The organism is Microbacterium sp. NPDC089189, assembly GCF_040685095.1.
In the GTDB taxonomy this organism is placed as follows: domain Bacteria; phylum Actinomycetota; class Actinomycetes; order Actinomycetales; family Microbacteriaceae; genus Microbacterium.
In genome coordinates this window covers 126,827-152,129 of the sequence record NZ_JBFBHG010000002.1, presented here as the reverse complement: position 1 = coordinate 152,129, position 25,303 = coordinate 126,827, and the positions used below count along the sequence as shown (strand labels likewise).

Here is a 25,303-nt window from a genome sequence, read left to right as displayed (position 1 = left end):
CCCGCGCATGAACATCCGCCCCCGCCCGACCCGCAGTATCCCGTTCTGGATCCTCGTCGCAGGCTCGGCCGCGAGCCTGGGCTACGGCCTCTGGCTGACCTCCGACAAGATCTCGGTGATGACCTCGACGCTGCTCGACGGTTCGGCCAGCGGCGTCGAGGTGTACGCCGGCCAGGCATGGGCCGTGTTCGCCGCGGCATTCGTCGGCGCGGGCCTCATCGGCCTTGTCGCATCGCTCTCGCTCGTGGTTGCGGCATCGCTGTTCGCGCGGCCCGCACCCGAGACCGAGGTAGCGGACGACGAGATCGCGGACGAGCCCGTTGACGAGTCTGTGCCGGTGGACGAGGTCGAGGTCCTCGCGGACGACGGCGTCACCGCCGAAGAGAACGTTCCCGCCGCGCGCTGAGCGCGATCAGAACGGCAGCAGCGGGTCGACCGCGATCGCGACGAACAGCAGCGTGAGATACGTGATGGACGCGTGGAAGACGCGCATCGGTCGCGGCTCGGTCCCGCGCACGGCCCGGTTGTAGAGCCGGTGGGATTCGTAGAGGAACCATCCGCCGAAGACGACTGCGGAGGCCGTGTACACGAGTCCCATCGGTGCGACGGGGATGAGGAGCAGCGAACAGGCCACCGTCGCCCAGGCGTACAGGATGACCTGCAGACCGACCTGGGACCCCGAACGCGTGGCGCCGAGCATCGGCACGTCCACGTCCTCGTACTGGGTCTTGTACTTCATCGAGAGCGGCCAGTAGTGCGGCGGCGTCCACAGGAACACCAGCACGAACAGGATCGCGGCCGACCACGAGAGGGATCCGGTGACCGCCGACCAGCCGATGACCACAGGGAAGCAGCCGGCGATGCCGCCCCAGACGATGTTCTGCTCGGTGCGGCGCTTCAGCAGGATCGTGTAGATCACGACGTAGAAGAAGATGGCGGCCGCGGAGAGGGCGGCGGTCAGCCAGTTCGTCATGAGGAGCAGCCACACGGTGGAGGAGACCGCCAGCGACCAGGCGAAGATCAACGCGCCGCGCGGCGACACCTCGCCCGTCACGAGCGGACGGTTCTCGGTGCGCTGCATGTGCGCGTCGATGTCGCGGTCGAGGTACATGTTGAACGCGGCGGCGGATCCGGCGCTCAGCGATCCGCCGATCACGGTGGCCAGCACGAGCCAGATGTCGGGAAGACCGTTCTGGGCCAGGATCATGACGGGAACCGTCGTGACCAGCAGCAGCTCCAGCACACGCGGCTTCGTCAGCGTGATGTAGGCGCGGACCGTCCGGCCGAGCGGCCGTCGGACGGTGGATGCGGTGGCGCCCGCGCTCGTCATGGTGTCCATCTGCGTCGTAATCGCCCCTCGTCGACCTCCGGACCAGTCTATGCTGAAACGACACGCGCGCCTCGCGCGGGCGGGGCCGTCGCACGGCCCGCACACCCGCATTCATAGGCGCACTCCTCTTTCTGGAAAGGCGGTCCTGTGGCCGATTTGCGTTGGGACGAGACCGATGGGCGCGCCGTGGACACGGCACGCATCCTCGCGGCGGATGCCGTGGAGAAGGTGGGCAACGGCCACCCCGGCACCGCGATGAGCCTGGCGCCGGCGGCGTACCTGCTCTACCAGCGGGTGCTGCGCCACGACCCCGCCGACCCGCACTGGCTGGGCCGCGACCGCTTCATCCTCTCGGCGGGCCACTCCTCGCTGACGCAGTACGTGCAGCTCTACCTGGGAGGCTTCGGGCTCGAGCTCGACGACCTCAAGGCGCTGCGCACCTGGGGCTCGCTGACCCCGGGCCACCCGGAGTACCGCCACACCAAGGGCGTCGAGATCACGACCGGCCCGCTCGGACAGGGGCTGGCCTCGTCGGTCGGCTTCGCGTACGCGGCCCGCTACGAGCGCGGCCTGTTCGACCCCGAGGCCCCGGCCGGCACGTCCCCGTTCGACCACTTCGTCTACGTCATCGCCTCCGACGGCGACCTCGAAGAAGGCGTGACGAGCGAGGCGTCGTCGCTCGCCGGACACCAGCAGCTCGGCAACCTCGTCGTCATCTACGACTCCAACCAGATCTCGATCGAGGACGACACGAACGTCGCCTTCACGGAGGACGTCGCCGCGCGCTACGAGGCGTACGGCTGGCAGGTCATCACGGTCGACTGGAAGAAGACCGGGCAGTACGTCGAGGACGTCGCCGAGCTCTACGCCGCGATCGAGCAGGCCAAGGGCGAGACCGACAAGCCCTCGCTCGTGATCCTCAAGACGATCATCGGCTGGCCGTCGCCCGGCAAGCAGAACACGGGCAAGATCCACGGCTCCGCACTCGGCGCGGACGAGCTCGCGGCCACCAAGAAGGTCCTCGGCTTCGACCCGGAGCAGAGCTTCGAGGTCGCCGACGACGTCCTGGCCCGCACCCGCGACCTCGTCGCCCGCGGCGAGCAGGAGAAGGCCGCCTGGCAGGAGTCGTTCGACGCCTGGGCCACCGCGAACCCGGAGCGGAAGGCGCTGCTCGACCGGCTCCTCGCGCGGGAGCTCCCGTCCGACATCGCCGATGCGCTGCCGGTTTTCGAGTCCGGCAAGGAGGTGTCGACCCGCGCCGCATCCGGCCAGGTCATCAACGCTCTCGCGGCACAGCTCCCCGAGCTCTGGGGCGGGTCGGCCGACCTCGCCGAGTCGAACCTGACGACGATCAAGAACGCGCCTTCGTTCATCCCCGAGGAGTGGTCGACGCACGAGTGGCAGGGCTCGCCCTACGGCCGCGTCCTCCACTTCGGCATCCGCGAGCACGCCATGGGGTCCATCCTCAACGGCATCGTGCTGCACGGACCGACCCGCCCCTTCGGCGGGACGTTCCTGATCTTCAGCGACTACATGCGCCCGCCGGTGCGTCTGGCCGCTCTCATGGACATCCCCACGATCTTCGTCTGGACCCACGACTCGATCGCCCTCGGCGAGGACGGCCCGACGCACCAGCCGATCGAGCAGGTCGCCACGCTCCGTGCGATCCCGAACTTCGCGCTCGTGCGTCCGGCCGACGCCAACGAGACGTCGGTGGTGTGGCTCGAGATGCTGCGTCGCACGGCGGGGCCCTCGGGCATCGCCCTCACGCGTCAGAACATCCCCGTGTTCGAGCGCGGCGACGGCCCGGCCACCGGCGAGCAGTTCGCCTCGGCCGAGCTGGCCGCGAAGGGTGCGTACGTCCTGGCCGAGGCGCCCGGCGGCACGCCCGACGTCATCCTCATCGCCACCGGCTCCGAGGTGCAGCTGGCCGTCAGCGCCCGCGAGACGCTCGCCGCCGAGGGCGTCAACGCCCGCGTCGTGTCGGCCCCCTCGCTGGAGTGGTTCGCCGAGCAGGACGAGGAGTACCGCGCGTCGGTGCTCCCCGCCTCCGTGCGGGCGCGCGTGTCGGTCGAGGCCGGCATCGCCCTGCCGTGGCGCGGCATCGTCGGCGACGCGGGACGTTCCGTGTCGATCGAGCACTTCGGCGCCTCCGCCGACTACAAGACCCTTTTCGAGAAGTTCGGCATCACCGCTGAGGCGGTGGTGGCAGCCGCACGCGAGAGCATCGCGGCCGCCGCCGAGTGAGCACCAGGAGTTCCATCACCATGAGCACCCCCACTGCCCAGCTGTCCGCCGCCGGCGTCAGCATCTGGCTCGACGACCTCTCGCGCGAGCGCATCACCTCCGGCAACCTCGCCGGCCTGATCACCGAGCGCAACGTCACCGGCGTCACCACCAACCCGACCATCTTCCAGGGCGCCATCTCGGCCGGCGTCGGCTACGAAGAGGCGCTGGCCGCCCAGGCCGCCGCCGGGGCATCGGTCGACGACGCGATCTTCGCGATCACGACGACCGACGTGCGCGACGCCAGCGACATCTTCCGTCCCGTCTTCGACGCGACGAACGGTGTCGACGGACGCGTGTCGATCGAGGTCTCCCCCGACCTCGCCCACGACACCGCCGCGACCGTGGCACAGGCCAAGGAGCTGTGGGCGACCGTCGACCGCCCCAACGCCCTGATCAAGATCCCCGCGACCAAGGCCGGGCTCCCCGCCATCACCGAGGTCATCGGTGCCGGCATCTCGGTGAACGTCACGCTGATCTTCAGCCTCGAGCGCTACGCCGCCGTGATCGACGCCTACCTCGCGGGCGTCGAGAAGGCCAAGGCCGCGGGCATCGACATCTCGACCCTGCAGTCGGTCGCGTCGTTCTTCGTGTCCCGCGTGGACACCGAGGTCGACAAGCGCCTCAAGGCCATCGGCACGGATGAGGCCACGGCACTGCTCTCGAAGGCAGGCGTGGCGAACGCCCGCCTGGCCTACGAGCTGTTCGAGACGTCGTTCGGCACCCCGCGCGCGCATGCCCTGCTCGAGGCCGGCGCCACCCTGCAGCGGCCGCTGTGGGCGTCGACCGGCGTCAAGGACCCGGCGCTGCCCGACACGCTCTACGTCACCGAGCTCGTCGCCCCCGGCACGGTCAACACCATGCCCGAGAAGACGCTCGAGGCGACCTTCGACCACGGTGAGATCACCGCGGACACGATCACGGCCGGCATCCCGTCCGCGCACGAGGTGTTCGCGCAGCTCGCCGCGGTAGGCGTCGACTTCGACGACGTGACCCAGGTGCTCGAGGACGAGGGCGTCGAGAAGTTCATCGTGTCGTGGCACGACCTCAAGGGCACGGTGGAAGCGGCTCTGAAGGACGCCCGATGAGCTTCGACATCCACCTCAGCGGACACGTCCGCGATGTGGTCGACCAGACCCTTCCCGGTCTGGTCGCATCGCTGGTGGCCTCGGGCATCACAGCCGGCGATGCCGAGCTGTGGGGCCCGGCGGCCGCCGACGAGGCGTCGCGCCGTCTCGGCTGGGTGGATGCGGTCACGATCTCGCGCCCGCTGGTGAGCGAGATCGAGACCCTGCGCGATGTGCTGCGCGCCGACGGCGTGACGCGCATCGTGCTGGCGGGCATGGGCGGATCCTCCCTCGGGCCCGAGGTGATCGCGCAGACCTCCGGTGTGCCGCTGGTCATCCTGGACTCGACGGCGCCCGGCGAGGTCCTCGCCGCGCTGGAGGGCGATGCCGAATCGGGCTCGCTCGCCCAGACCGCGCTCGTCGTCTCGTCGAAGTCCGGCTCCACCATCGAGACGGACTCGGCCAAGCGCGCCTTCGAAGCCGCCTACCGCGACCTGGGGATCGACCCGGCGTCCCGCATCGTGGTCGTCACCGATCCGGGCTCTCCGCTCGAGCAGTCGGCGATCGAGGACGGCTACCGGGTGTTCACCGCCGACCCGAACGTCGGCGGTCGCTACTCGGCCCTCACCGCCTTCGGCCTCGTCCCGACGGGGCTGGCGGGCGTGGACGTCTCGGAGCTGCTCGACGAGGCCGAGGCGACGCTGCTCGAGGTCGCCATCGACGACCCCCGCAACCCGGCCCTGACGCTCGCCGCCGCGATCGCCGGCGGAACCCCGCGACGCGACAAGCTGGGTCTGGTCACCGACGGCACCCACATCGTGGGACTGCCCGACTGGATCGAACAGCTGATCGCGGAGTCCACCGGCAAGGACGGCACGGGCATCCTGCCCGTCGTGCTGCTGCCGGTCTCGCCCGAGATCGAGCAGGCGCCCGAAGACCTGCAGATCGTGCGCCTGGTCGACGACGTGCGCCACGACCACCTGTTCGAGCACCACCGCGGCGAGATCCTCGTCGCGGGCTCGCTCGGCGCACAGCTCGTGGTCTGGGAGTATGCGACGGCGATCGCCGGACGCATGCTCGGCATCAACCCGTTCGATCAGCCCGACGTCGAATCCGCCAAGGTCGCCGCTCGGGGTCTGCTGGATGAGCGCCCCGCGCCCGTCCCAGCGGTCTTCACCGCGGACGGCATCGAGGTGCGGGTCTCCGACCCGGAGCTCGCCGCATCCGGCACGGTCGCGGGCGTCCTCGACGCCCTGTGGACGCGGCTGGGCGCGGACGGATACGTGTCGCTGCAGGCCTACGTCGACCGCACGCGGTTCGACCGTCTCTCGGGACTGCGCGAGCTCGTCGCCGCGGACTCCGGACGCCCGACGACCTTCGGATGGGGACCCCGGTTCCTGCATTCGACCGGTCAGTTCCACAAGGGCGGCCCCGCGACCGGTGTCTTCGTGCAGATCCTGCAGCGCACCGACACCGACGTCGAGATCCCCGGCCGACCCTTCACCTTCGGTCAGTTGATCGAGGCGCAGGCTGCAGGAGATGCCGCCGTGCTCTCCGACAGCCACGGCCGCCCCGTCGTCACGCTGACCCTGATCGACGCGCAAGCCGACGTGCTCGCGTTGTTCGAAGCCGCTCAATAGGAGACGAATTCCTCGATGACTGCCGAGATCTCGCGGGGGCACAACCCCCTCCGCGATCAGGATGACCGGCGCCTGAACCGCATCGCCGGTCCGAGCGCCCTCGTGATCTTCGGTGTGACGGGCGACCTGTCACGCAAGAAGCTCATGCCCGCCGTGTACGACCTCGCCAACCGCGGTCTGCTGCCGCCCGGTTTCGGTCTGGTCGGCTTCGCCCGACGCGACTGGGCCGACGAGGACTTCGCCGAGGTCGTGCGCCAGGCCGTCAAGGAGCATGCGCGCACCGAGTTCCGCGACGAGACCTGGGAGCAGTTGCTGCAGGGCATCCGCTTCGTCCAGGGCGAGTTCGACGACCTGGAGGCCTTCCAGCGCCTGCGCGAGACCGTCGAGCAGCTCGACGAGCAGCGCGGCACGATGGGCAACCACGCGTACTACCTGTCGATCCCGCCGAAGGACTTCCCGATCGTCGCTCAGCAGCTGAAGGCGTCGGGGCTCGTCGACGACAGTGCCGGGGGCGACGACCGGTGGCGCCGCGTCGTCATCGAGAAGCCGTTCGGTCATGACCTCGACTCGGCCCGCGCGCTGAACGATGCGCTGCGCTCGGCGTTCCCGGCCGACTCGATCTTCCGCATCGATCACTACCTCGGCAAGGAGACCGTCCAGAACATTCTGGCGCTGCGCTTCGCGAACGAGCTCTACGAGCCGATCTGGAACAACAACTACGTGGACCACGTGCAGATCACCATGGCCGAGGACATCGGCGTGGGCGGTCGCGCCGGCTACTACGACGGCATCGGCGCGGCGCGCGACGTCATCCAGAACCACCTGCTGCAGCTCCTCGCGCTCACCGCGATGGAGGAGCCCATCACCTTCGACGCCGCTCAGCTGCGCGCCGAGAAGGAGAAGGTGCTCGCTGCCGTGACGCTGCCGGACGATCTCGGCACCGCCACCGCGCGCGGCCAGTACGCGGGTGGCTGGCAGGGCGGCGAGAAGGTGCTGGGCTTCCTCGAAGAGGACGGCATGGCGCCCGACTCGGGCACCGAGACGTACGCGGCGATCAAGCTCGACATCAACACGCGTCGCTGGGCGGGGGTGCCCTTCTACCTGCGGGCTGGAAAGCGCCTCGGCCGGCGGGTGACCGAGATCGCGGTCGTGTTCAAGCGCGCACCCGAGCACCTCTTCGGTCGCAGCCAGACCTCGGGCCTCGGCCAGAACGCTCTCGTGATCCGCGTGCAGCCGGATGAGGGCGTCACGATCCGATTCGGCTCGAAGGTCCCCGGCGCCGACATGCAGGTGCGCGATGTGACGATGGACTTCGGCTACGGCCACGCCTTCACCGAGGCGAGCCCCGAAGCCTACGAGCGCCTCATCCTCGACGTCCTGCTGGGCGACCCGCCGCTGTTCCCGCGGCACGAAGAGGTCGAGCTCAGCTGGAAGATCCTCGACCCGATCGAGAAGTTCTGGGAGGCTCAGGGCGGCCCGCTCGAGCAGTACTCCCCCGGTTCCTGGGGGCCGCACTCGTCCGACGAGCTGCTGGCCCGCGATGGTCGCACCTGGAGGCGCCCGTGATCGTCGATCTGCCCGACACCACCGTCAGCAAGATCTCCCGCTCGCTCGTGAGCGTGCGGGAGGAGGGCGGGGCGGTTGCGCTCGGCCGTGTGCTGACGCTCATCATCGCGACCCGTCACGGCATCGAGGAGGAGGCCATCGAGGCCGCCAACGATGCCTCGCGCGAGCACCCGATGCGCGTCATCGTGCTGATGCTCGACGACCCCGACGGCGAGCCCCGCCTCGACGCGCAGATCCGCGTGGGCGGCGACGCCGGAGCCAGCGAGGTCGTGCTCCTGCGGGCCCACGGCGCGGCCGGCTCCAATGCCGAGAGCCTCGTCACGGGGCTCCTGCTGCCCGACGCTCCGGTGGTCGCCTGGTGGCCCGCCGACACACCCGAGGTGCCCTCGCGCTCGGCGATCGGCCGCATCGCTCAGCGCCGCATCACCGACGCCGCCACGCAGCCCGATCCGCACGAGTGGGTCCTGAATCTCGGAGGCCACTACGCCCCCGGCGACACGGATCTGGCGTGGACGCGGCTCACGCGCTGGCGCGAGCAGCTCGCCGCCGTCCTCGACCAGCCCCCGTACGAGACGGTGACCGCGGCCGAGGTGCTGGGCGCCGAGGACTCCCCCTCGACGCCGCTGCTCGCGGCATGGCTCACTCTGCAGCTGAAGATCGACGTCACCTGGCGCTACCTCGACCCGCAGGAGTGGGAGAGCGGCATCAAGTCGGTGCGTCTGACGCGCGCGAGCGGCGACATCGTGCTCGAGCGTCCCGAGTCGAGCACGGCCATCCTGACCCAGCCGGGTCAGCCGAGCCACGACCTCGCCTTCCCCCGTCGTTCGCTGCGCGAGTGCCTGGCAGAGGAACTGCGTCGCCTTGACCCCGACGTGCTGTACGGTCGGGTCGTGACCGAAGGATGCGCCCTCGCCGAGTCGACGCAAGCGGAACCCCGTGGCTGAGTACGTCGACAAACAGGTCGTCGTCCGCGCCGACCCCGACCGGGTCGCGCATGCCGTGGCCACGCGGCTGCTGAGCCGGATCGCCAAGCGCATCGTCGAAGGCAAGAAGGCGCACATCTCCCTGACGGGCGGTTCCATGGCGGCGCGTGTGCTCTCGGCCGTCGCGGCGCACCCGCGCTGCCGCGAGATCGAATGGGCGTCGGTGCACTTCTGGTGGAGCGACGAGCGCTTCGTGCCCCGGGGCGCCGCCGACCGCAACGACACGGATGCGTTCTCGTCGCTGCTCGATCTGATCGACATCCCGCGGGGGAACGTCCACACGATGGCCGCGAGCGACGACGGCATCGACCTGGATGCGGCCGCCGAGGCCTACGCGCGCGAGCTGGCGACGTTCGCCGATCCGGCGGTCGGTGAGTGGCCGTCGTTCGACGTCTGCTTCCTGGGTGTCGGACCCGACGCGCACATCGCGTCGCTGTTCCCGGACCGGCCCGAGATCCAGGTCACCGATCGCGCGGTCCTCTCGGTGCGGGACTCCCCCAAGCCCCCCTCGGAGCGCATCACGATGACCCGCCCGGTCATCAACTCCTCCAAGCGCGTCTGGCTCGTCCTGGTCGGTGAGGACAAGGCGTCCGCGCTGGGTCTGGCTCTCGCCGGCGCCAGCTACCAGAGTGTGCCGGCCGCCGGCGCCAAGGGCCGCAAGCGCACGGTGTTCTTCGTCGACGAAGCCGCGGCGGGCAAGGTGCCGCCGGAGCTCATCGACAGCGAGTACTGACGGTTCGCGTCATTCGACGCGAATGACGAAGGGGCGGATGCTGATGCATCCGCCCCTTCGTCGTCGCTCGTGCGGTCAGCTCTGGCCGCGACGCTCACGGACCTTCTGCATGGCCTCGTCGAGGAGCTGTTCCGCCTCGTCGTCGGTGCGACGTTCCTTCACGTAGGCGAGGTGGGTCTTGTAGGGCTCGCTCTTGGCGAGCGCCGGCGGGTTCGCCTTGTCGCGCCCGGCGGGCAGCCCGGAATGAGGCGAATCGATCGTCTCGGGGATCTCGTCCTCGGGGATTCCCGCGGCGAAGTGACGGACGGTCTCGTTGCCGAGCGCGTCCCAGTACGAAACGGTGAGCCGGTCGGCGTGATAGCCGTGATCCTGCTCGCCCATCGGCCCCGCGCCGACGCGCGTGCCGCGAATGGCATTCCCCCCGGTGGCCATGGTCAGACCAGCCCGGTGAACTTGGTGACGAGCCCGATACCGACGATCGCGACGAACCAGACGAGCGCGAGCACGACGGTGAAGCGGTTGAGGTTGCGCTCGGCGAGCCCGGAGGACCCGAGAGAGGAGCTCATGCCGCCGCCGAACATGTCGGAGAGGCCGCCACCGCGGCCCTTGTGCAGCAGGATGAGCAGGGTCAGCAGCAGGCTCGTGATGCCGAGAAGCACCTGGAGCACGAACTCGAGGATCTGCACTGTAGTTGACGACCTTCCCAGCGATCCCGCGGATCGCACGACGTTCTACTATATCGGGCCGGAGACGCCCTCCGTGGGAGGCGGGTCCGCCGCCTCCCACGGAGAGATGTCAGACCCCGACGTGCTTCTGGAAGCGGATGATCGCCGCGAACTCGTCTGCGACGAGGCTCGCGCCGCCGACGAGCGCGCCGTCGACATCCGGTTCCCGCATGAAGGTGGCGATGTTGCTCGACTTGACCGATCCGCCGTACAGCACGCGCGTGCGTGCGGCGGCGTCCGCGCCGAGCTTCTCGGCGACGACACCGCGGAGAGTGGCACACACATCCTGCGCCTGCTGGGGCGTGGCGGCCTGACCCGAGCCGATGGCCCAGACCGGCTCGTACGCCACGACGATGTCGGCGTCGGCGGCGACACCCTCGAGTGCCACCGTCAGCTGGGCGACCGGAACGGCGCTCGCGCCGTGCTTCTCCAGGTCCTCTGCCGTCTCGCCCACGCAGATGACGGGAACGAGCTGGTGGCGGAGAGCCGCCTGCACCTTGGCCGCGACGACCTCATCGGTCTCCGCGTGGTACTCGCGACGCTCGGAGTGGCCGATAATGACGTACCCGCAGTCGAGCTTGGTCAGGAACGCACCGGAGATCTCCCCCGTGTACGCGCCGGCGTCGTGCGTCGACAGGTCCTGCGCGCCGAGGGCGAACGGGATCTTGTCGGCGTCGATGAGGGTCTGCACCGTACGGAGATCGGTGAACGGCGGGAAGACCGCGACCTCGACGCTGTCGAACTCGTGCTTCGCGTCCTTCAGCGTCCAGTGCAGCTTCTGCACCAGCGCGACCGCCTGCAGGTGGTCGAGGTTCATCTTCCAGTTGCCCGCGATCAGCGGGGTCCGGGTCACTGCGCCCATCCGAGCACCTCCAGTCCAGGGAGCTTCTTGCCTTCGAGGAACTCCAGGCTCGCTCCGCCACCCGTGGAGATGTGACCGAACTGGTCGTCGCGGAAGCCGAGCTGACGCACGGCGGCCGCGGAGTCGCCGCCGCCGACGACCGACAGGCCGTCGACCTCGGTGAGCGCCTTGGCGACGCGACGCGTGCCCTCGGCGAACGACGCCATCTCGAACACGCCCATCGGCCCGTTCCAGAACACCGTCTTGCTGTCGGCGATCGCGGCGGCGAACAGCTCCGCCGTCTTCGGTCCGATGTCCAGGCCCAGTCCGGACGCCCCGAAGGGGGTGTCCTCGAGGGCGTCCGCCGGTGCGACGACGTGCTCCGCATCGGCGGAGAAGGACGCGGCCACGACGGCGTCGACCGGGACGACGAGCGTGACGCCGCGTTCCTCGGCCTCACGCAGGTAGCCCTTGACGGTGTCGATCTGGTCGGCTTCGAGCAGGCTCGCGCCCACCTTGTGGCCGAGCGCGGCGAGGAAGGTGAACATCATGCCGCCGCCGACCAGGATCGTGTCGACCCGGGGCAGCAGGTGCTCGATGACACCGAGCTTGTCGCTCACCTTGGACCCGCCCAGCACGACCGCGTACGGACGCGTCGGGGTCTCGGTCAGGCGGTCGAGGACCTCGACCTCCTTCTCGATCAGGAGTCCCGCCGCCGACGGCAGCAGTTCGGCGAGCTCGTAGACGCTCGCCTGCTTGCGGTGCACGACGCCGAATCCGTCCGACACGAGCGCGTCGCCGAGCTCGGCGAGCTGCGCGGCGAACACGCCGCGCTCACCGGCATCCTTGGCCGTCTCGCCCGGGTTGAACCGCAGGTTCTCGATCACGGCGATCTCGCCGTCCTCGAGGGATGCGGCGGCCTCGCGCGCGGACTCGCCCACGGTGTCGCGGGCGAAGGCGACGGGCTTGCCGAGCAGCTCGGAGAGGCGCTGAGCGACCGGCTCCAGGCTGTAGGCGGGGTTGGGAGCGCCGTCGGGTCGTCCCAGGTGGGAGCAGACGACGACGCGAGCGCCCTGGTTGAGCAGGGCGTTGAGGGTGGGCAACGTAGCCCGCACACGACCATCGTCCGTGATGACCCCGTCCCGCAGAGGGACGTTCAGGTCAGCACGGACGATGACGCGGCGGCCTGCGAGCGACCCGAGCGAATCGAGGGTGCGCAGTGCCATGGTGAGACGCTTAGAGACGCTCGGCGACGTACTCGGTGAGGTCGACGAGACGGTTGGAGTAGCCCCACTCGTTGTCGTACCAGGCCGAGACCTTGACGAGGTTCCCGCTGACGTTGGTCAGCTCGGAGTCGAAGATCGACGAGTGCGGGTTGCCCTGGATGTCGCTGGAGACGATCGGGTCCTCGGTGTACTCGAGGTAGCCGGCGAGACGGCCGTCGGCCGCCGCTGCCTTGTAGGCCGCGTTGACCTGCTCGACGGTGAGGCCCTCGGTCGGGGTCACGATCGTGAGGTCGACGATCGAGCCGGTGGGAACCGGCACGCGGTACGACGAGCCGCTGAGCTTGCCGTTGAGCTCGGGCAGCACGTGCCCGATCGCCTTGGCCGCACCGGTCGAGGCCGGAACGATGTTGATCGCGGCGGCGCGGGCGCGACGCAGGTCGCTGTGCGGGCCGTCCTGCAGGTTCTGGTCGGCGGTGTACGCGTGCGCCGTCATCATGAAGCCGCGCTCGATGCCGAAGTTGTCGTTGAAGACCTTCGCGAGGGGCGCGAGGCAGTTCGTGGTGCACGACGCGTTCGAGATGATGACGTCGGTCTCGGGGTTGTAGTCGCCCTCGTTGACGCCCATGACGATGGTGACGTCGTCGCCGGTGGCGGGAGCGGAGACGAGCACCTTCTTGGCGCCGCCCGCGATGTGCTTCTTGGCGTCCTCCGCCTTGGTGAAGCGGCCCGTGGACTCGATGACGACGTCCACACCCAGCTCGCCCCACGGCAGGTTCGCCGGGTCGCGCTCCGCGAGGACCTTGATCTTGCGGCCACCGACCGTGATCGAGTCCTCGTCGTACGTGACCTCCTCGGCGAGCGGCCCGCCCACGGAGTCGTACTTCAGCAGGTGCGCCAGGGTCTTGTTGTCGGTGAGGTCGTTCACCGCCACGATTTCCAGGTCAGCGCCCTGCGCAAGTGCTGCGCGCAGGTAGTTGCGTCCGATTCGGCCGAAGCCGTTGATGCCGATCTTGACAGACACGGTGTCTCCCGTTTTCTCGTCGCGCCGCAGCGCCATTTCCTTCCCGAGGATTACCCCCGGGGTGAGTCGTGCAGCAGTCGCACCGACTCGGAGAGGAGGATGCCGGAGCCCCCGCGGGGCGAGGGCTCCGAGGCATCCTCACCTGATCATGACCCTACCAGCAGGCCTGCCGTCTTCTCCCGCGCCGTGACAAAGCGCGACTGTACGTTCGACCAATTCGCGATGTTCCAGAACGCCTTCACGTAGTCCGCGCGGACGTTCTTGTAGTCGAGGTAGTACGCGTGCTCCCAGACGTCCAGGAGCAGCAGCGGCACCGAGCCGGCAGCGAACTGCGACTGCTGGTCGAAGAACTGCTGGATGATGAGGTTCTCACCGATGGAGTCCCAGAACAGACCCGCCCAGCCGGACCCCTGCACGCCGAGCGCGGCGGCGGTGAAGTGCTTCTGGAACTTGTCGAACGAACCGAAGTGGTCGTCGATCGCGGACTCGAGCTCACCGGTGGGCTTGTCGCCACCGTTGGGCGAGAGGTTCGTCCAGAAGATCGAGTGGTTCGTGTGGCCGCCGAGGTTGAACGCGAGGTCCTTCTCGAGCTTGTTGATGTTCGCGAGGTTGTCGCTGTCGCGCGCCTCCGCCAGCTGCTCGAGCGCGGTGTTCGCGCCCGTCACGTAGGCCTGGTGGTGCTTGCTGTGGTGCAACTCCATGATCGCGCCGCTGATGGAGGGCTCCAGCGCTGCGTAGTCGTAGGTGAGTTCGGGCAAGGTGTACTTCGCCATGTTCTCTTCTTCCTGTCGGAGGCCGCGCAGAACGCCTCGGCGCGGCTCGGGTGACATCCGTCATCCTATCGAGGGGCAACTCCGTGCCGCAGGGGTTGATTCCCCCGCGTGACGCGGTACGGCGCGCGGATCAGCCCTCGGCGCCCGCGGGGACCGCGGACTCCGTGCCGGGCACGCCGTCGATCTCGGCCTTCTTGTCGGCCATCGCCAGCAGGCGCCGGATGCGGCCGGCGACCGCATCCTTCGTCATGGGCGGGTCGGCGTGGTGGCCGAGCTCGTCCAGGCTCGCATCGCGGTGCGCGAGCCGGAGGTCGCCCGCCGCCTTGAGGTGCTCGGGCACCGTGTCGCCCAGGATCTCGAGCGCGCGCTCGACGCGGGCGCAGGCGGCGACGGCGGCCTGTGCGGAGCGGCGGAGGTTGGCGTCGTCGAAGTTGACGAGGCGGTTGACCCCGGCGCGCACCTCGCGGCGCTGGCGCAGCTGCTCCCACTCCTCGGCGGCGCGGCGCGCTCCCATCTCGGCGAGGGCCGAGCGGATGGCGTCGCCCTCGCGCACGACGACGCGCGGCAACCCGCGCACCTCCCGCGCCTTCGCCGCGATACCGAGGCGGTGCGCCGCGCCCACGAGCGCCATCGCCGCCTCGCCGGAGGGACAGGCGATCTCGAGCGCCGCGGAGCGGCCCGGGTCCGACAGCGAGCCGGCGGCGAGGAATGCTCCGCGCCAGATCGCGGCGAGGTCGGGACGTGAGCCCGTGGTGAGCCGGTTGGGCAGCCCTCGCACCGGACGGCGGCGCTGGTCGAGCAGACCGGTCTGACGGGCGAGCGTCTCGCCGCCCTCGATGACGCGGACGGCGTAGGTGCCACCGGTGCGACCCGACGTGCCCTGGACGTGCGCGAGTTCGGGCCGCACGCCGTACAGCTCGACGACCTCGCGCGCGACGCGACGGGCGAGGGCCTCGGAGTCGAGCTCCGCCTCCACGGCCACGCGACCGGCGATGGCGTGAAGACCCCCGGCGAAGCGGAGGATCGCCGTGAGTTCGGCGACACGCGCTGTCGGACGCGGATCACGGCCGGCGATCAATTCGGCCTTGACATCGGCGGTCAGGGGCACGGCACTCCTCGGGTCGGGGTCGGAAACGACGTTCCAGCCTACTCGCGCCCGAGGTCGCGATGTGTGACGCCCACGGCCACACCGGGAACCTCGGCCAATCGCGCCGCGATCTCCCGCGCCATGACGACCGAACGATGCTTACCGCCCGTGCACCCGACGGCGATGATCGAGTGGCGCTTGTTCTCGCGCTGATACCCCGCCAGCACCGGCAGGAGGGCCGCCGAGTACGCATCGAGGAACTCGCGGGCCCCGGTCTGCTCCAGCACGAAGTCCTGCACGGCGGCGTCCTCGCCGGTGAGGGCGCGCAGGTCCTCGGTCCAGTACGGGTTCGGCAGGAACCGCATGTCGGCGACGAGATCGGCGTCGGGAGGCAGGCCGTACTTGAAGCCGAAGCTCATCACGGTCGCGGTGTGGTGCGCGCTGCCCTCCTCGGAGAAGAGCTCGGCGACGCGGGAGGTCAGCTGGTGGATGTTGTACGACGAGGTGTCGATGATGAGGTCGGCGCTCTCGCGCAGCGGTGCCAGCCGCTCGCGTTCGCGGCGGATCCCGTCGACGATCGTGCCGCTCGCCTGGAGCGGGTGCGGCCGGCGGACGGCCTCGAATCGACGCACCAGGACGGCGTCGCTCGCGTCGAGGAAGACGATCCGCAGGTGCCGGCCGTCGCGGAGCGCCTGGGCGATCTCGGGCACGCGTCCGAAGAGCTCTCGACCGCGCACGTCGACCACGACGGCGACGCGCGGAGCGGCGCCGCCCGCCATCTCCGCGAGCTCGAGGAGGGGACGCAGCATCTGCGGCGGCAGGTTGTCGACCACGTACCAGTCGAGGTCCTCGAGCGCGTTGGCCACGGTGGAACGTCCCGCGCCGGACATGCCGGTGACGATGAGCACCTCGCCGGTGGTCGTCGTCGTCGGATCGCTCATGCGTCTCCCCTGTCGTCCCGACCCAGCCTACCGAGTCACGTGCTCGTGGACGGCGGCCGCGAGCTTGGGCCCGATGCCGGGAAGCTCCGCGATCTGCTCCGCCGAGGCCTCGCGCAGCGCGGTGACCGATCCGAAGTGGCGCAGCAGCGCCTTGATGCGCGCCTCGCCGAGTCCCGGGACCTCGGTGAGCACACTCGAGATGTCGCGCTTGCGGCGCTTGCGCTGGTGGGTGATCGCGAAGCGGTGCGCCTCGTCGCGCAGCCGCTGCAGCAGGTACAGCGCCTCCGAGGTGCGCGGCAGGATGACGGGGTACTCCTCCCCCGGCAGCCAGACCTCCTCCAGCCGCTTGGCGATGCCGCACAGCGCGATCTCGGTGTGACCGGAATCCGCCAGCGCGCGGGCGGCGGCGGCGACCTGCGGCTGCCCGCCGTCGACCACGAGGAGCTGCGGCGGGTAGGCGAACCGCGGGCGCTTGCGCACCGTCGCGACCTCCCCGTCGGCGCCGGCGGTGGCGGGATCGATCGCGGCGGCGGCCACGTCGACGTCCTGCTCTTCCGGACGATCGAGGTGGGCGAGGCGGCGGGTGAGGACCTGGTGGATCGAGTCCGTGTCGTCGGTCGTCTCCGCGATCGTGAACGAGCGGTACTGGTCCTTCCTCGGCAGGCCGTCCTCGAACACGACCATCGACGCCACGACATTCGTGCCCGACAGGTGCGAGACGTCGAAGCACTCGATGCGCAGCGGTGCCTCGGCGAGATCCAGCGCCTCCTGCAGATCCGTGAGCGCCTGCGTCCGGGCGACGTAGTCGCTCGTGCGGCGGGTCTTGTAGAGCATGAGGGCCTGCTGCGCATTGAGGCTGGCGGTCTTCATCAGCTCGGCTTTGCGGCCGCGCTGCGCGATCTGGATCGTGACGCCGCGGCCCCGCTTGTCGCGCAACCACTGCTCGAGCTCGGCGACGTCGTCCGGGAGGGACGGCACGAGGACCTGCTTCGGGATGTCGGCGGCCGACGCATCGCCGTAGGTGCGCTGCAGCACCTGGTCGACGAGATCGGCGCCGGTGATGTCGATCTCCTTCTCGATCGTCGTCGCCCGCACACCCCGCACGCGCCCGCCGCGCACCACGAAGTGCTGCACGGTCGCGGCGAGCTCGTCCTCGGCGATCCCGAACAGGTCGGCGTCCGTGTCGTCCGCCAGCACGAGGGCGCTGCGCCCCAGCACGGCCTCGATGGCCTGCAGCTTGTCGCGGTAGCCCGCCGCGGACTCGTAGTCCATCGCGGCGGAGGACTCCTTCATCCGCGCGGTGACCTCACGGGCGAAGCGCTGGTCGCTGCCCGACATGAACGCCACGAAGTCGGCGACGATGGCCCGGTGCTCCTCGATCGTGACCTTCATCGAGCACGGTCCCCCGCACCGCCCGATCTGACCCGGGAAGCAGGGACGCCCGGTGGCCATCGCCTTCTTGTAGGAGGCGTCGGAACACGTGCGGATGGGGAACACCTTGATCATCAGGTCGATCGTGTCGTGCACCGCCCAGATCTTCGGGTACGGCCCGAAGTACTTCGCGCCGCGGATCCGCCGGTTGCGCGTCACGATCACGCGGGGCGCCTCATCCGCCAGCGTGATGGCCATGTACGGGTACGACTTGTCGTCCTTGTAGCGGACGTTGAAGGTCGGCGTGTACTCCTGGATCCACATGTACTCGAGCTGCAACGCCTCGACGTCGCTGCCGACGACGGTCCACTCGACCGCCGTCGCCGTCGTGACCATGCGCCGGGTGCGCTCGTGGAGGGTGTGCAGCGGCGCGAAGTAGTTCGACAGTCGCGCCCGGAGGTTCTTCGCCTTCCCGACGTAGAGGATGCGGCCGTCCGCGTCGAGGAAGCGGTAGACCCCGGGGGTGGTGGGGATCTCGCCCTGCTTGGGCCGGTACGGCAGCGCCGACGCCACGCTCAGCCCGCCTTGCGCTGCTCGGCGACGTCGAGCACCTCCGCGAGGAACACGCCGGTGTGGCTGCCCTCGGTGCGCGCGACCTTCTCGGGCGTGCCGGTGGCGACGATCGTGCCGCCCCCGGAACCGCCCTCGGGGCCCATGTCGATGACCCAGTCCGCGGACTTGATGACGTCGAGGTTGTGCTCGATGACGATCACGGTGTTGCCCTTGTCGACGAGGCTCCCCAGCACTTCGAGGAGGCGCCGGACGTCTTCGAAGTGCAGACCGGTCGTCGGCTCGTCGAGGACGTAGACGCTGCGGCCGTTGGAGCGGCGCTGCAGCTCGGTGGCCAGCTTCACGCGCTGCGCCTCGCCGCCCGACAGGGTCGTCGCGGACTGACCCAGGCGCACGTAGCCGAGGCCGACGTCGACGAGGGTCTTCATGTAGCGGTGGATGGCCTGGATCGGCTCGAAGAAGTCCGCGGCCTCGGCGATCGGCATCTGCAGGACCTCGGCGATGTTCTTGCCCTTGTAGTGCACGGCGAGCGTGTCGCGGTTGTACCGCTGACCGTGGCACACCTCGCAGTCGACGTAGACGTCGGGCAGGAAGTTCATCTCGATCTTGATGGTGCCGTCGCCCGAGCACGCCTCGCAGCGGCCGCCCTTCACGTTGAAGCTGAACCGGCCCGCCTGGTACCCGCGCACCTTGGCCTCGGGCGTCTCGGCGAACAGCGTGCGGATGCGGTCGAAGACACCGGTGTAGGTGGCGGGGTTCGAGCGCGGTGTGCGTCCGATCGGCGCCTGATCGACGTGCACCACCTTGTCGAGGTTCTCGAGGCCCGTCACGCGGGTGTGCTTGCCGGGCACGCGACGAGCGCCGTTCAGGCGCGACGCGAGGACCTCGTAGAGGATGCCGTTCACGAGCGACGACTTGCCGGAGCCGCTCACCCCGGTGACCGCGGTGAGAACGCCCAGCGGGAAGGTGGCGGTGACGTTCTGCAGGTTGTTGGCCCGCGCGCCGACGACCGTGATCTGGCGCTTCTTGTCGATCGGGCGGCGCTTCTTCGGCACCGCGATGCTCCGACGTCCCGACAGGTACGCCGCCGTGAGCGATTCGGGCTCCTCGAGCAGCTGCGCGTACGTCCCCGAGTGCACGACACGGCCGCCCTCGACGCCGGCGCGAGGTCCGATGTCGACCACCCAGTCGGCAGCGGCGATCGTCTCCTCGTCGTGCTCGACCACGAGCAGGGTGTTGCCGAGGTTCTTCAGGGCGACGAGCGTCTCGATGAGGCGTCGGTTGTCGCGCTGGTGCAGCCCGATCGAGGGCTCGTCGAGCACGTAGAGCACACCCGTGAGACCGGAGCCGATCTGGGTGGCGAGGCGGATGCGCTGGGCTTCACCGCCGGACAGGGATCCCGCCGCGCGCGACAGGCTGAGGTAGGTCAGTCCGACCTGCAGCAGGAAGTCCAGCCGCACCCGGATCTCGCGCAGCACCGCCGCGGCGATCTTCGCCTCGCGGTCGGTCAGCTCGAGGTCGGCGAAGAACTCCTGCGCCTGCGCCAGGCTCATGCTCGACGCATCCGCGATGGATCGCCCGTGCACGAGCACCGCGAGGACCTCGGGCTTCAGACGCGCGCCGTCGCAGACGGGGCACGGCACTTCGCGCAGGTACTCCCCCCACCGCTGGCGGGCGCTGTCGGACTCGGCCTGCTGGTACTGCCGTTCGATGTAGGGCACGACGCCCTCGAAGCCCGAGGTGTACCGCATCTCCCGCCCGTACCGGTTCTTCCACTTGACCGACACCTTGAAGTTGTCGCCGTGGAGCACCGCGTCCTTGATGTCCTGCGGGAGCTTGCGCCACGGGGTCGTGAGAGAGAACCCGAGGTCGTCCGAGAGCCCCTCCAGGAGCCGCTCGTAGTACTGGAACAGGCCCTTGCCCTGCGTCGTCCACGGCACGATCACACCGTCGCGGATCGAGAGGTCCTCGTCGCCCAGCATCAGGTCGACGTCGACCGACATGCGCGTGCCCAGACCGGAACAGGCGGGGCAGGCGCCGAACGGGGCGTTGAACGAGAACGTCCGCGGCTCGATCTCGGTGAGCTGCAGCGGGTGACCGTTCGGGCACGAGAGCTTCTCGCTGAAGTTCTGCCACGCGTCGTCGCCCTCTTCATCGACGAAGTTCACCTGCATGACGCCGCCGGCGAGTCCCAGCGCCGTCTCGACCGAGTCGGTGACCCGCGTCAGGATGTCGGGACTGGCGACGAGGCGGTCGACCACCACCGCGATGTCGTGCTTGTAGCTCTTCTTCAGCGTCGGGGGCTCCGACAGCTGCACCATGTCGCCGTCGACGACGGCGCGGGCGTAGCCCTTGGCGCTGAGCTCCTTGAAGAGGTCGACGAACTCGCCCTTCTTCTGCGTGACCACGGGCGCGACGATCTGGTAGCGCGTGCGGTCTTCGAGCGTCATGAGCTGATCGGCGATCTGCTGGACGGTCTGACGCTGGATGCGCTCGCCGCACTCGGGGCAGTGCGGCACGCCCACACGCGCCCACAGCAGACGCATGTAGTCATGGATCTCGGTGATCGTGCCCACGGTGGACCGCGGGTTGCGGTTGGTGGACTTCTGGTCGATCGAGACGGCCGGGCTGAGCCCTTCGATGAAATCGACGTCGGGGCGGTCGACCTGCCCGAGGAACTGCCGGGCGTAGGAGCTCAGCGATTCGACGTAGCGGCGCTGGCCCTCGGCGAAGATGGTGTCGAACGCGAGGCTCGACTTGCCCGAGCCCGACAACCCGGTGAAGACGACCATGCAGTCCCGCGGGATATCGAGGTCGACGTTCTGGAGATTATGGACACGGGCACCGCGGACGCTGAGCGTCCCGGAGGCATGGGAGAGTTCCGACACGGGCGAAATGGGCACCCGACAAGTCTAGGCAGCACCACCGACACGGGCGTCGTGCTTCGCTTCCGGCGCAGCGATGCGCTAGGCCCTTCCGGGGCGGCGCGTCGCTCCTCAGAACCCGTTCACGCAGGCCGTCACGACGAAGGACGCGGCTCCCCGCAGCTCCGCCGCGACGCCGCTGGTCAGGTCGTACGCCGCAGCGACATCGCCCACGACACGTCGGCCGGCGCGCGGCGTGAGCGTGTATCTGTTGCCGGCGCCGCCGTCCGGATCCCACGAGACGTGCGTCGGTGTGCCGCCCGCCGCCCGGACGGCGTCCTCGGCTCCGGACAGATCGACCGTCGCGGTCCACGCGAACGCGTAGGGGTAGGCGTCGGGGTCGACGACGCTGCGCACGGTGGTCAGCACGCAGGCCTGGGTGCGGGTCCACGGCCCGGCAGCCGCGGTGTCGACGGTGTACCAGGACGGATCCCCCACCGGCGCCGGCATCGCACTTCCGGCGCAGAGGCGCACGATGATCGGCGTGCCCGCCGACACGACGGCGGCTCCCCCGCTCCCGCGCAGAACGGCCCGACCGGAGGTGCCGGGTACGGCCGCGATCGTGCCCGCACCACTCTCGACCCACATCCCGGAGGGGGCCGCACCCCAGAAGGGAGCGCTGTCGAGGGCGACGAGGATCGACCAGCGAGTCGCCGCGGCGGAGAGCGTGGAGACCGGGATATCGGCGCAGAAGCCGGTCGTGTTGTTCCTGTCGAACGTCCACGTCGGGGTGCCGACGATCGTGGTGGCCTCCCCCGGCGCGAACGGCGAGACCGGCCGCTGTGCGACCCAGTGGCCGGCCGACGCCGCGGCGGTGGCGAGGATGTCGTCGGTCCACGCCGCGGCGGTCGTCTGGCTGACGGAGCATCCGAGCAGCACGGCGCAGGCGGTCAGGAGGGCGGCGACACGGCCGCCGCTGCGGGTTCGCATGTCCGCTCCTAGCGTGCGTCCGTGCGGGCGTGCCCGCGGATGCCATCCGTGTCGGCGGACTCCTCGAGCTCCGGCTCGGGCCCCGCGCCGGGCAGGGCACCGGAACGCCGCGGCCAGGACATCTGCGAGAGCGCCACGAGTGCGAGCAGACCGACGACGAGCGGGACCGCGACCGCCGGCCTCATGAGCACCATCACCGCATACCCCGCACCGTGCAGGTGGAGCACCGGATCCCAGAACCGCCCCTCGGCCGCCAGGACGTAGTCCTCGGCGTCCTCGACGTTGTTCGCATCGCCCTTCATCCGCACCGAGACGGTGTCGCCCGTGCGGGACACGGCCACCACCCGATGGGTGACCAGAACACCGGTCGCCGGGCTCGGAAGAGTCGCGACATCGCCGACCGCGAGATCACCGGCCTCCGAGGGGAAGGCGATCAGGAGATCGCCGACCGCGATCCCCGGAGCCATCGACCCGGAGACGACGACCAGCGGTTGCACGAGCCCGGCGGTGTTCCCCACCCACACCAAGGCCGACAGGAGTCCGAACGGGGCGAGGATCCAGAGGATGATCGAGCCGAGGACACGGAATGGCCGACGATGCGTCGACGCAGACATGAGACGCTTCCCTTCCTGGGGGGCGAGGGGCACCGGGCAGGTGTCCCCCACCCCGGATCGTCACGCGGTGGCGCCCGTCACGGTGACCAGAACGGTTCCCGTGGCGCTTTGGAGGGAGTCGGGCATCGCGCCCGGCGTCAGCGTGATCGTCACCGGCGCGACGGCGCCGGGGGCGACCGTCGTCGTCGCAGGGGTGGCGACGAGGGTCACGGTCGAGTCGGCGGCCGTGAACAGCGTGCCGGACGTCGTGGCGTCCACCGTGAGCTGTGCCGGAACCGACGACGCGTTCTTCACGTACACGTCGACCGACAACGGCGCGTCACCGGGGACGAGGTCGCCGAACTGCGACGTGGCCAGCGGGATCGTGAGCGCGTCGCCGGCGGTCGCGTTCTCGGTGAAGGGACCCGTCTCGGACAGGCCGGCCTGGAGGTCGAAGCTCGCGGCGGTGGCCGGCGCACTGAAGAACGCCTGGTCGGTCCACGCCGCCGTGGTGATGGCGCCGGCGAGCCCGAGCACGGCAAGCGCGCCGATGGACGAGCGGATGATGATGCTGCGACGATCTTTCACGTCGGTGTTCGACATTGTTCTGACTCCTGAGTGAGGGGCCTTGTGGGCCCGTGGTGGCGACGGAGGCTAATCCGTGCCCATCGGTTCTCGATGCATCACCCATGGTAGGTAGTGGTCTGACCACTCCCCGGAATGTTGTCAAGATCAACATATCCGGTGGCGCAGGCCCCTGCGAGGTTGTGAAACACACACAAACGGGTCTTTAACCACTCATTCGGACATGCGCTCGGCACCCGCCGACCCCGAGAAGGGGGCGAGCGCGTCGCGGAGCACCTGCAGCCCGCCGGCATCGACGCCGACGCGCGCCATGACCTTCGCGGGCACCTCGAGTGCCCGCGTGCGCAGGGCCCGCCCCTCCTCCGTGAGGCCGATCTCGAGCACGCGTTCGTCGCTCTCGCGACGCGTTCGCGTCACCCGCCCCTGCGCCTCGAGGCGCTTCACGAGCGGTGACAGCGTGGCGGGCTCCATCGCGAGCTCCGCCGCGAGCTCTCCGAGCGCGCGCGGCGATCGCTCCCAGAGCGCCAGCATCACGAGGTACTGCGGATGAGTGAGGCCGAGCGGCTCGAGCACCGGGCGATAGATCCCCACCACGTTGCGCGCCGCGGTGACGAGGGCGAAGCAGACCTGGTTCTCCAGGCGGAGCAGATCGTCGGACATGCGACCATGCTACGGGAATAGTTAGTACACTAATGGTTATGGCACACAAGGAACCCCGACCGCCCCTGCGCCAGCGCGTGCGCGCGGCCGGCGGGTGGTACGCCTGGGTGAACGCCACGCTCATCCGCGCCGCCGGCCCCGCGTCGGTCGGGCCCTACGAGAGCACGCCGGAGCCGGTGCGCACCGAGCGCCCCTGCCCCCTGTGCGGACTCGCGATGTCGGCGCACACCTTCGACCGTTCGGGCCCCAAGCCCCTCATGCACTGCCCCTAATCCGGTCGTCCCCGCCGCTCAGAGCGGGACGGCGATCCGGTAGCCGCGCTTGATCACGGTCGCCACGACCCGCGCATCCGGCAGCGACTGGCGGAGCCGGCTGATCGCCACATCCACCGCGTGGTCGTCCAGGCCGTCGGGGGTGACCTCGGCGAGCTCCTGCCGCGACACCGTTCCCCCCTCGGCGCGCATCAGCGCACGGAACAACGCCCGACCCACAGGATGCAGTGCCACGCTCTGCCCGGCGACCGTCGCGAGCCGGCCACGGAGCTCCACCGGCCCCGCCACCGTGTCGAGCGATCGCACCCCGGCGGTCTCGAGGTGCTCGCACACGAGGCGGATGAGAGCCCCCATCCGGAATCGGTCCGGAACGATCGGGAGGATGCCGGCCTCGACCAGCGGCGCCGCCGTCACCGGCCCGACCGCGGCCGCCGTGACCTCGTCGCGGAACGCCGCCTGCAGGTCGTCGAGCCGCTGCAGCGCGTCGGCGACGGAGAACAGCGCGTCCACGGCCGGCGCGCTCGTGAACGTGACGGCGTCGACGCCGCCGGAGCAGATGAGGTCGATGAGCCGGCCGACGCGGTCGGCGTCCTCGTGCGCCGTCCACCGGTAGGGCGCCACCGCGCAGACCCGGGCGCCGGCGGCGGTCAGCCGCTCCAACTGCGCGGGGTCGGTAAAGCCGTGGAGCTGGACCGCGATCGTGGCACCGCGCACGTCGTGACGCAGCACCAGATCGACGAGGGACGTCGTGGTCTCGCGCTCGCTCATCCCGGCGTCGTCGAGCCCGATCGCCCGCACCGCGCCGCGGGCCTTGGGACCGCGGACGAGGATCCGCGCTGCGGCGAGCACGGAGATCAGGTCTTCACCGACCCCCGCGGCATCCGCGGACTCCACCCACCGGCGCATGCCGTACGACGTCGTCGCGAGCAGATAGTCGGGCCGGGCCGCGATGATCGCCGCCGTCTCGGCCACGACCGCGGCGTCATCGGCCGCGCCGGTCATCCGGATCGTGGGCGCGTGCACCACCTCGGCGCCGCGGCGTTCGAACGCCGCGATCAGGTCTTCGGAGCGGCGATCGGACGTGACGCCGATGCGGAAGCCGCGCAGCTGGTCCGGCCGGAATCCCAACGCGGATGCGGCGTCCGCTCGTGAGCTGTCGTCCACGGAGACCTCCGGTCC

The 25,303-nt window shown here is 69.9% G+C and carries 24 protein-coding genes; 8 read left to right on the top strand and 16 right to left on the bottom strand.

Translation table 11 applies throughout. The features are described 5' to 3' along the window. Positions 1 to 7 precede the first annotated feature (7 nt). Positions 8 to 406 (top strand): dinucleotide-utilizing enzyme, encoded by a 399-nt coding sequence (locus tag AB0N73_RS01915; RefSeq protein ID WP_363559781.1) that lies wholly within the window; start codon positions 8 to 10, stop codon positions 404 to 406. A 6-nt stretch (positions 407 to 412) separates the two neighbouring features. Here the strand turns inward: AB0N73_RS01915 and AB0N73_RS01910 are convergent, their stop codons facing one another. Beyond that, positions 413 to 1,339: a heme o synthase gene (locus tag AB0N73_RS01910; RefSeq protein WP_363559779.1), complete on the bottom strand. Its 927-nt coding sequence runs from the start codon at positions 1,337 to 1,339 to the stop codon at positions 413 to 415. A gap of 138 nt (positions 1,340 to 1,477) precedes the next feature. Here AB0N73_RS01910 and tkt point away from each other — a divergent pair, with 138 nt between their 5' ends. The 6 genes from tkt to pgl are packed head-to-tail and all read left to right on the top strand — an operon-like array spanning position 1,478 to position 9,605. Then, complete coding sequence (gene tkt, locus AB0N73_RS01905) at positions 1,478 to 3,577, top strand: transketolase (protein ID WP_363559777.1); 2,100 nt, start codon at positions 1,478 to 1,480, stop codon at positions 3,575 to 3,577. 20 nt (positions 3,578 to 3,597) lie between these two features. Further along, positions 3,598 to 4,704, top strand: a complete 1,107-nt coding sequence (tal, locus tag AB0N73_RS01900) for a transaldolase (protein ID WP_363559775.1) — start codon at positions 3,598 to 3,600, stop codon at positions 4,702 to 4,704. Further along, positions 4,701 to 6,323 carry a glucose-6-phosphate isomerase gene (locus AB0N73_RS01895; protein ID WP_363559773.1) on the top strand — a complete coding sequence of 541 codons (1,623 nt, stop codon included), beginning with the start codon at positions 4,701 to 4,703 and terminating at the stop codon, positions 6,321 to 6,323. The genes tal and AB0N73_RS01895 overlap by 4 nt, the downstream gene beginning before the upstream one ends. A gap of 15 nt (positions 6,324 to 6,338) precedes the next feature. Then, complete coding sequence (gene zwf / locus AB0N73_RS01890) at positions 6,339 to 7,889, top strand: glucose-6-phosphate dehydrogenase (protein ID WP_363559771.1); 1,551 nt, start codon at positions 6,339 to 6,341, stop codon at positions 7,887 to 7,889. Beyond that, positions 7,886 to 8,833 (top strand): glucose-6-phosphate dehydrogenase assembly protein OpcA, encoded by a 948-nt coding sequence (locus tag AB0N73_RS01885; RefSeq protein ID WP_363559769.1) that lies wholly within the window; start codon positions 7,886 to 7,888, stop codon positions 8,831 to 8,833. The genes zwf and AB0N73_RS01885 overlap by 4 nt, the downstream gene beginning before the upstream one ends. Continuing rightward, complete coding sequence (gene pgl / locus AB0N73_RS01880) at positions 8,826 to 9,605, top strand: 6-phosphogluconolactonase (RefSeq protein WP_363559767.1); 780 nt, start codon at positions 8,826 to 8,828, stop codon at positions 9,603 to 9,605. Before AB0N73_RS01885 ends, pgl begins: the two co-directional genes overlap by 8 nt. Positions 9,606 to 9,680: 75 nt before the next feature. On the opposite strand, the gene AB0N73_RS01875 is transcribed toward pgl, so the two are convergent. The 14 genes from AB0N73_RS01875 to AB0N73_RS01810 all read right to left on the bottom strand — a co-directional run bounded on the left by AB0N73_RS01875 (position 9,681) and on the right by AB0N73_RS01810 (position 23,852). Continuing rightward, the gene (locus AB0N73_RS01875; protein WP_363559765.1) at positions 9,681 to 10,037 is read right to left on the bottom strand and encodes an RNA polymerase-binding protein RbpA; all 357 of its coding nucleotides are present in this window, start codon (positions 10,035 to 10,037) and stop codon (positions 9,681 to 9,683) included. Positions 10,038 to 10,039: 2 nt separating this feature from the next. Beyond that, positions 10,040 to 10,291 carry a preprotein translocase subunit SecG gene (gene secG, locus AB0N73_RS01870; RefSeq protein WP_363559763.1) on the bottom strand — a complete coding sequence of 84 codons (252 nt, stop codon included), beginning with the start codon at positions 10,289 to 10,291 and terminating at the stop codon, positions 10,040 to 10,042. A gap of 109 nt (positions 10,292 to 10,400) precedes the next feature. Further along, a complete protein-coding gene (tpiA, locus tag AB0N73_RS01865) occupies positions 10,401 to 11,192 on the bottom strand; it encodes a triose-phosphate isomerase (protein WP_363559761.1) in 792 nt (263 codons plus the stop codon). Then, positions 11,180 to 12,397: a phosphoglycerate kinase gene (locus tag AB0N73_RS01860; protein ID WP_363559759.1), complete on the bottom strand. Its 1,218-nt coding sequence runs from the start codon at positions 12,395 to 12,397 to the stop codon at positions 11,180 to 11,182. The genes tpiA and AB0N73_RS01860 overlap by 13 nt, the downstream gene beginning before the upstream one ends. Before the next feature lie 10 nt (positions 12,398 to 12,407). Then, on the bottom strand, positions 12,408 to 13,418 hold the full coding sequence (gene gap, locus AB0N73_RS01855; RefSeq protein WP_363559757.1) for a type I glyceraldehyde-3-phosphate dehydrogenase: 1,011 nt from the start codon (positions 13,416 to 13,418) through the stop codon (positions 12,408 to 12,410). 146 nt (positions 13,419 to 13,564) lie between these two features. Continuing rightward, complete coding sequence (locus tag AB0N73_RS01850) at positions 13,565 to 14,191, bottom strand: superoxide dismutase (protein WP_363559755.1); 627 nt, start codon at positions 14,189 to 14,191, stop codon at positions 13,565 to 13,567. 130 nt (positions 14,192 to 14,321) lie between these two features. Beyond that, a complete protein-coding gene (gene whiA, locus AB0N73_RS01845) occupies positions 14,322 to 15,299 on the bottom strand; it encodes a DNA-binding protein WhiA (protein WP_363559753.1) in 978 nt (325 codons plus the stop codon). A gap of 38 nt (positions 15,300 to 15,337) precedes the next feature. Next, positions 15,338 to 16,219, bottom strand: a complete 882-nt coding sequence (gene rapZ, locus AB0N73_RS01840; RefSeq protein ID WP_363559751.1) for an RNase adapter RapZ — start codon at positions 16,217 to 16,219, stop codon at positions 15,338 to 15,340. Between the two features lie 27 nt (positions 16,220 to 16,246). Then, entirely contained in the window at positions 16,247 to 18,163 is a 1,917-nt protein-coding gene (uvrC, locus tag AB0N73_RS01835) for an excinuclease ABC subunit UvrC (RefSeq protein WP_363559749.1), read from the bottom strand. Positions 18,164 to 18,165: 2 nt separating this feature from the next. Then, the gene (gene uvrA / locus AB0N73_RS01830; protein WP_363559747.1) at positions 18,166 to 21,063 is read right to left on the bottom strand and encodes an excinuclease ABC subunit UvrA; all 2,898 of its coding nucleotides are present in this window, start codon (positions 21,061 to 21,063) and stop codon (positions 18,166 to 18,168) included. A gap of 93 nt (positions 21,064 to 21,156) precedes the next feature. Beyond that, positions 21,157 to 22,014: a hypothetical protein gene (locus AB0N73_RS01825; RefSeq protein WP_363559745.1), complete on the bottom strand. Its 858-nt coding sequence runs from the start codon at positions 22,012 to 22,014 to the stop codon at positions 21,157 to 21,159. An 8-nt stretch (positions 22,015 to 22,022) separates the two neighbouring features. Further along, complete coding sequence (locus tag AB0N73_RS01820) at positions 22,023 to 22,628, bottom strand: signal peptidase I (protein ID WP_363559743.1); 606 nt, start codon at positions 22,626 to 22,628, stop codon at positions 22,023 to 22,025. A gap of 60 nt (positions 22,629 to 22,688) precedes the next feature. Continuing rightward, positions 22,689 to 23,210: a hypothetical protein gene (locus AB0N73_RS01815; protein ID WP_363559741.1), complete on the bottom strand. Its 522-nt coding sequence runs from the start codon at positions 23,208 to 23,210 to the stop codon at positions 22,689 to 22,691. A 195-nt stretch (positions 23,211 to 23,405) separates the two neighbouring features. Next, positions 23,406 to 23,852, bottom strand: coding sequence for a MarR family transcriptional regulator (locus tag AB0N73_RS01810; protein WP_363559739.1), 447 nt, complete (start codon positions 23,850 to 23,852; stop codon positions 23,406 to 23,408). A gap of 38 nt (positions 23,853 to 23,890) precedes the next feature. On the opposite strand from AB0N73_RS01810, the gene AB0N73_RS01805 reads away from it, so the two are divergent. Continuing rightward, positions 23,891 to 24,124 (top strand): hypothetical protein, encoded by a 234-nt coding sequence (locus AB0N73_RS01805; RefSeq protein ID WP_363559737.1) that lies wholly within the window; start codon positions 23,891 to 23,893, stop codon positions 24,122 to 24,124. A gap of 18 nt (positions 24,125 to 24,142) precedes the next feature. Here AB0N73_RS01805 and AB0N73_RS01800 read toward each other — a convergent pair whose 3' ends face one another. Further along, positions 24,143 to 25,288 (bottom strand): uroporphyrinogen-III synthase, encoded by a 1,146-nt coding sequence (locus AB0N73_RS01800; RefSeq protein ID WP_363559735.1) that lies wholly within the window; start codon positions 25,286 to 25,288, stop codon positions 24,143 to 24,145. Positions 25,289 to 25,303: the final 15 nt, after the last annotated feature.

Coding starts and splice junctions, on each gene's coding strand:
- AB0N73_RS01895 (WP_363559773.1), top strand. CDS start 4,701: ATGAGCTTCGACATCCACCTCAGCGGACACGTCCGCGATGTGGTCGAC.
- tpiA (WP_363559761.1), bottom strand. CDS start 11,192: ATGGGCGCAGTGACCCGGACCCCGCTGATCGCGGGCAACTGGAAGATG.
- AB0N73_RS01825 (WP_363559745.1), bottom strand. CDS start 22,014: ATGCGAACCCGCAGCGGCGGCCGTGTCGCCGCCCTCCTGACCGCCTGC.
- AB0N73_RS01915 (WP_363559781.1), top strand. CDS start 8: ATGAACATCCGCCCCCGCCCGACCCGCAGTATCCCGTTCTGGATCCTC.
- AB0N73_RS01875 (WP_363559765.1), bottom strand. CDS start 10,037: ATGGCCACCGGGGGGAATGCCATTCGCGGCACGCGCGTCGGCGCGGGG.
- AB0N73_RS01850 (WP_363559755.1), bottom strand. CDS start 14,191: ATGGCGAAGTACACCTTGCCCGAACTCACCTACGACTACGCAGCGCTG.
- AB0N73_RS01805 (WP_363559737.1), top strand. CDS start 23,891: ATGGCACACAAGGAACCCCGACCGCCCCTGCGCCAGCGCGTGCGCGCG.
- tal (WP_363559775.1), top strand. CDS start 3,598: ATGAGCACCCCCACTGCCCAGCTGTCCGCCGCCGGCGTCAGCATCTGG.
- AB0N73_RS01820 (WP_363559743.1), bottom strand. CDS start 22,628: ATGTCTGCGTCGACGCATCGTCGGCCATTCCGTGTCCTCGGCTCGATC.
- zwf (WP_363559771.1), top strand. CDS start 6,339: ATGACTGCCGAGATCTCGCGGGGGCACAACCCCCTCCGCGATCAGGAT.
- AB0N73_RS01810 (WP_363559739.1), bottom strand. CDS start 23,852: ATGTCCGACGATCTGCTCCGCCTGGAGAACCAGGTCTGCTTCGCCCTC.
- rapZ (WP_363559751.1), bottom strand. CDS start 16,219: ATGAGCGATCCGACGACGACGACCACCGGCGAGGTGCTCATCGTCACC.
- AB0N73_RS01815 (WP_363559741.1), bottom strand. CDS start 23,210: ATGTCGAACACCGACGTGAAAGATCGTCGCAGCATCATCATCCGCTCG.
- AB0N73_RS01860 (WP_363559759.1), bottom strand. CDS start 12,397: ATGGCACTGCGCACCCTCGATTCGCTCGGGTCGCTCGCAGGCCGCCGC.
- AB0N73_RS01910 (WP_363559779.1), bottom strand. CDS start 1,339: ATGGACACCATGACGAGCGCGGGCGCCACCGCATCCACCGTCCGACGG.